Source organism: Pseudomonas sp. DE0010, from assembly GCF_007680745.1.
Classification (GTDB): Bacteria; Pseudomonadota; Gammaproteobacteria; order Pseudomonadales; family Pseudomonadaceae; genus Aquipseudomonas; species Aquipseudomonas parafulva_B.
Window position 1 is genome coordinate 1 of sequence record NZ_VEJQ01000010.1, and the last position, 3,936, is coordinate 3,936.

3 protein-coding genes are annotated in these 3,936 nt (G+C 66.2%); 1 reads left to right on the plus strand and 2 read right to left on the minus strand.

The window, feature by feature from the left end:
- Positions 1–162: 162 nt before the first annotated feature.
- Positions 163–1,554 carry an aspartate aminotransferase family protein gene (locus FS767_RS09745; RefSeq protein WP_058606009.1) on the plus strand — a complete coding sequence of 464 codons (1,392 nt, stop codon included), beginning with the start codon at positions 163–165 and terminating at the stop codon, positions 1,552–1,554.
- Positions 1,555–1,593: 39 nt separating this feature from the next.
- Here the strand turns inward: FS767_RS09745 and FS767_RS09750 are convergent, their stop codons facing one another.
- Positions 1,594–2,562: a siderophore-interacting protein gene (locus FS767_RS09750; RefSeq protein ID WP_144965041.1), complete on the minus strand. Its 969-nt coding sequence runs from the start codon at positions 2,560–2,562 to the stop codon at positions 1,594–1,596.
- Between the two features lie 65 nt (positions 2,563–2,627).
- Entirely contained in the window at positions 2,628–3,749 is a 1,122-nt protein-coding gene (locus tag FS767_RS09755; RefSeq protein WP_144965043.1) for a cupin-like domain-containing protein, read from the minus strand.
- Positions 3,750–3,936: the final 187 nt, after the last annotated feature.

Below are 3,936 nucleotides of genomic sequence, written 5' to 3' on the forward strand. Positions count from 1 at the left end.
AGAGCAAGAGCAAGAGCAAGAGCAAGAGCAAGAGCAAGAGCAAGAGCAAGAGCAAGAGCAAGAGCAAGAGCAAGAGCCAAAGCAAGAGCCCCCTAAATCCTGCCCCCGGCCAAGCGTCTCTCAAGCGACTACCGCCCATTCGCTTGCTTGCGAGGATTCACCATGTCCACCGCTACCAGCCTTGCTCAGGTCCCACCGGCCACCACCCCGCACCCCCTATACGAATTCACCGATTCGCCGCTGCTGCACCGCCAGCAGCAACAGGAATCCAATGCCCGCAGCTACCCCCGCCGTATCCCGCTGGCCCTCAAGCGCGCCCGTGGCATTTATGTCGAGGACGTCGAAGGCCGCCAGTTCATCGATTGCCTGGCCGGTGCCGGTACGCTGGCGCTGGGCCACAACCACCCCGTGGTAGTCGAAGCCATCCAGCGCGTGCTGGCCGATGAACTCCCCCTGCACACCCTGGACCTGACCACCCCAGTCAAGGACCGCTTCGTCCAGGACCTGTTCGCCGTGCTGCCCGAAGCACTGCGCCGTGAAGCCAAGGTGCAGTTCTGTGGCCCGACCGGTACCGATGCGGTGGAGGCCGCGCTCAAGCTGGTGCGCAGCGCCACCGGCCGCAGCACGGTCCTGACCTTCCAGGGCGCCTACCACGGCATGAGCCAGGGGGCACTGAGCCTGATGGGTAGCCTGGGTCCCAAGCAGCCCCTGGGCGCATTGTTGGGCAGCGGCGTGCAGTTCATGCCATACCCCTACGACTACCGCTGCCCGTTCGGCCTGGGCGGCGAGGCGGGGGTGAAGGCCAACCTGCACTACCTGGAAAACCTGTTGCTCGACCCCGAAAGCGGGGTGCCGCTGCCAGCCGCGGTGATTCTGGAAGTGGTGCAGGGCGAAGGCGGCGTGATACCCGCCGACATCGAGTGGCTCAAGGGCGTACGGCGCATCACCGAGCAGGCGGGTGTTGCGCTGATCGTCGATGAAATCCAGAGCGGCTTCGCCCGGACCGGACGCATGTTCGCCTTCGAACACGCCGGTATCGTGCCAGACGTCGTGACCCTGTCCAAGGCCATCGGTGGCAGCCTGCCCCTGGCCGTGGTGGTCTACCGCGACTGGCTCGACACCTGGAAGCCAGGCGCCCATGCCGGCACCTTCCGCGGCAACCAGATGGCCATGGCCGCAGGGTCTGCCGTGCTCGAATACCTGGTCGAGCACCGCCTGGCCGACCATGCCGAGGCCATGGGTCAGCGCCTGCGCGGGCATTTGCAGCGCCTGCAGGCAGATTATCCGCAGTTGGGGGATATCCGTGGTCGGGGGTTGATGCTGGGCGTGGAATTGGTCGATCCGCAAGGCATGGCAGACGCCCAGGGGCACCCGCCGGCCAACCGCGAACTGGCCCCGCGCGTCCAGCGCGAGTGCCTCAAGCGAGGCCTGATCCTGGAACTTGGTGGCCGCCACGGGGCAGTGGTACGCTTCCTGCCGCCCTTGATCATCAGCGACGAGCAGGTCGACGAGGTCGCGCAACGCTTCGCCGCTGCCGTGGCCGCGGCGGTCTGAGTCCAGGCGGGGGCCGTGTGCCCCCGGCTATACCCCCTTTCAGTCCAGGGTTCTGCCTGCGCGCCAGTAGCCCATCAGGGTCAGCCATTGACGTGGCAACCCGCGCTCCTTGATCAAATGGCGACGGATGGCCATGACCGTGGCCGACTCGCCCGCCACCCAGGCGTGGAACACGCTGCAGGCGGTACTGGCCTGTTCCCACAGAATGCGCGTGTCGATATCGATATCCTCCAGCCTGGCCTTGGGCACTGCGTGCCCCTGGGGCAGTCGGGCCAGTTCACGCACGGCATGCAGCATGGCCTGGCCCTGCTCGCAGTTCAAAAGATCCCGTGGCAGCCAGTGCAGCTCAACGCCGCTGCCGTGACGCACATCCAGGCAGTCGGCCTGCAAGGGCACTTCGATGAACGCCTGCACCGCCAGGTCCGGTTGCGTCACGGCCAGGGCTTCGAGGATGCCGGCAATCGCTGGCAGCGCCGTTTCATCCCCGACCAGCAACACGTTGCGTACCCCTTGCGGCGGCTTCCACTCGTACCCACCAGGGTCTCCCGCATGGGCCAGGTTCGGTGCCAGCATCTGCAGGCGATCACCCGGCCGCGCTTGGGTAGCCCAGGCCGAGGCAGGGCCGTTGACACCGTGCAGGACGAAATCCACGTCCACCTCCAATGCCTCTGGGCGCAGCGCGCGCAAAGTGTAGGTACGCATCGGTGGGCGCTGTTCGGCAGCAAGCGCGCTGTGGGCGGCCTTCCAGTGCTGGTCGGCAGGCAGTTGCGCAAGGGAGCCATCGGGCGCCGGGAAGAACAGCTTCACCCGCTGGTCCGGTGCCAGGGTGGTCATCTGCGCCACGTCGGGGCCGGTGAACACCAGCCGGGTGAGCGAGGGGGTAAGGGTCAGGCGGCGGCTGAGCACCAGGTCGAACAGGCGGTAGGGCTGGGCCTGGCGCGTGGCGCCGCCAATCAGACGGCGCAGGCCTTGCTGGAGGGATTGGGTCATGCGGGCTGGGCTAGGCATGGGGCGTTCTCGTGCAGACGTCTTTGCTGAGAAACGAGCCGACGCCCAGGCAAATTAACCGCGCCTCACCAACCGCGACCGGAGTTCACCCAGAAGTTGACCGACAGCGAGGTGGACACCGACTCCACCTGGTGGAACCAACCCTCGGGCAAGAACAGCAGGTCGCCGGCTTGCAGCACCACACGCAGGAACGGCACATTGCGGGCGGCCGGGAACCGCTGGTAGTCGGCGGCATCTGGGTTGAAGTCGCAGCCGTCCAGGCCACCCTTGGGGCTGGTCGACCAGGTGCCCAGCGCCGGACGGTGATGCGGGGCGGCAAGGATGAACGACTTCTGCCCCCAGACCTGGGCGAACAGGTTGTCGGTGTCATCCCGGTGCAAGGGTGTGAGCGTGCCCTTGGGCCCAATCCAGATGCGCGGCGCGATGTAGCGCGAGCGCTCGAAGTAGTCGGGGAAGCGGATCAGCGCCAGGAGCTTTTCCGGGACGATGTTGTTGCCCATGTAGGCGGGGGTTTCACCCGGTTTGGCCGGCGTGTCCAGCGAGGCAATGAAGTCGGCCATGGAGGTGGAGCGAAAGTCGCGGTCGGTGGAGAAGGTTTTCTTCACGTAGTCGCCGTGGCGGGTGATGCCTTGCAGCTCGGCAAAGTGCGCGATGGACGCCTCGCGCCCCATGCTGAACAGCGGCCAGTCGTGCAGGGCATCGCTCACCACCACCGGCATGCCCAGCGGCAGGTACTCCCGGGCAAAACGCTCGGCTGACAGCTGCGCCCGCGGCAGGCGGGGTACCTCACGCAGCACAGGCTGCGCTGCCGATACCCGTTCGCTGATGCGAGCAGGCGTGGGGTAGCGTTGATTCATGGCCACCTTGCTGGCCGAAGTGCCTTGCCGCGCGCTGTTGATGATCTGCGGCAGCAGCGTGGCCAGGCCCATGTTGCCGGTGATCTTCAGCCGCGCACTGGCGAACAGTTCCTCGACATTGGCCGTGCCGCCCATGATCCCGAGAAAGTCGCGTTCGGCTACCTCGATGGTGACGTCCGGCGCGGCGTGGCGGCCAGCGCCGGTGCGGCTCTGCTCGCGCACCTCCGACCAGAATGCCCGGTCATGGGCGAAGACGAACTGGTAGACGCCCTCGATGCCCACGCCATGGGCGTTGGCGAACAGCCTGCTGAGAATGCTCTGAAGGTCCACGGTCAACCCCTGTCGATCTGTCGTTGTGCAGGGTTAACGAGCGATGCGAGCACCGATTTAACCGGTGCCTCGCCGGCATGCCTGCCGCCAGCCCCGTGACCGGCGCGGCTAATTTTCGCGCGTCTTCCTACGTCCCGTAGGGATAGCCGAGCCAACGCTCGATACCCAACTGTATGGAAGGTCGCAG

Excerpts from the sequence above, each read along its gene's own strand:
- FS767_RS09750 (WP_144965041.1), bottom strand. The coding sequence starts at position 2,562 with ATGCCTAGCCCAGCCCGCATGACCCAATCCCTCCAGCAAGGCCTGCGC.
- FS767_RS09745 (WP_058606009.1), top strand. The coding sequence starts at position 163 with ATGTCCACCGCTACCAGCCTTGCTCAGGTCCCACCGGCCACCACCCCG.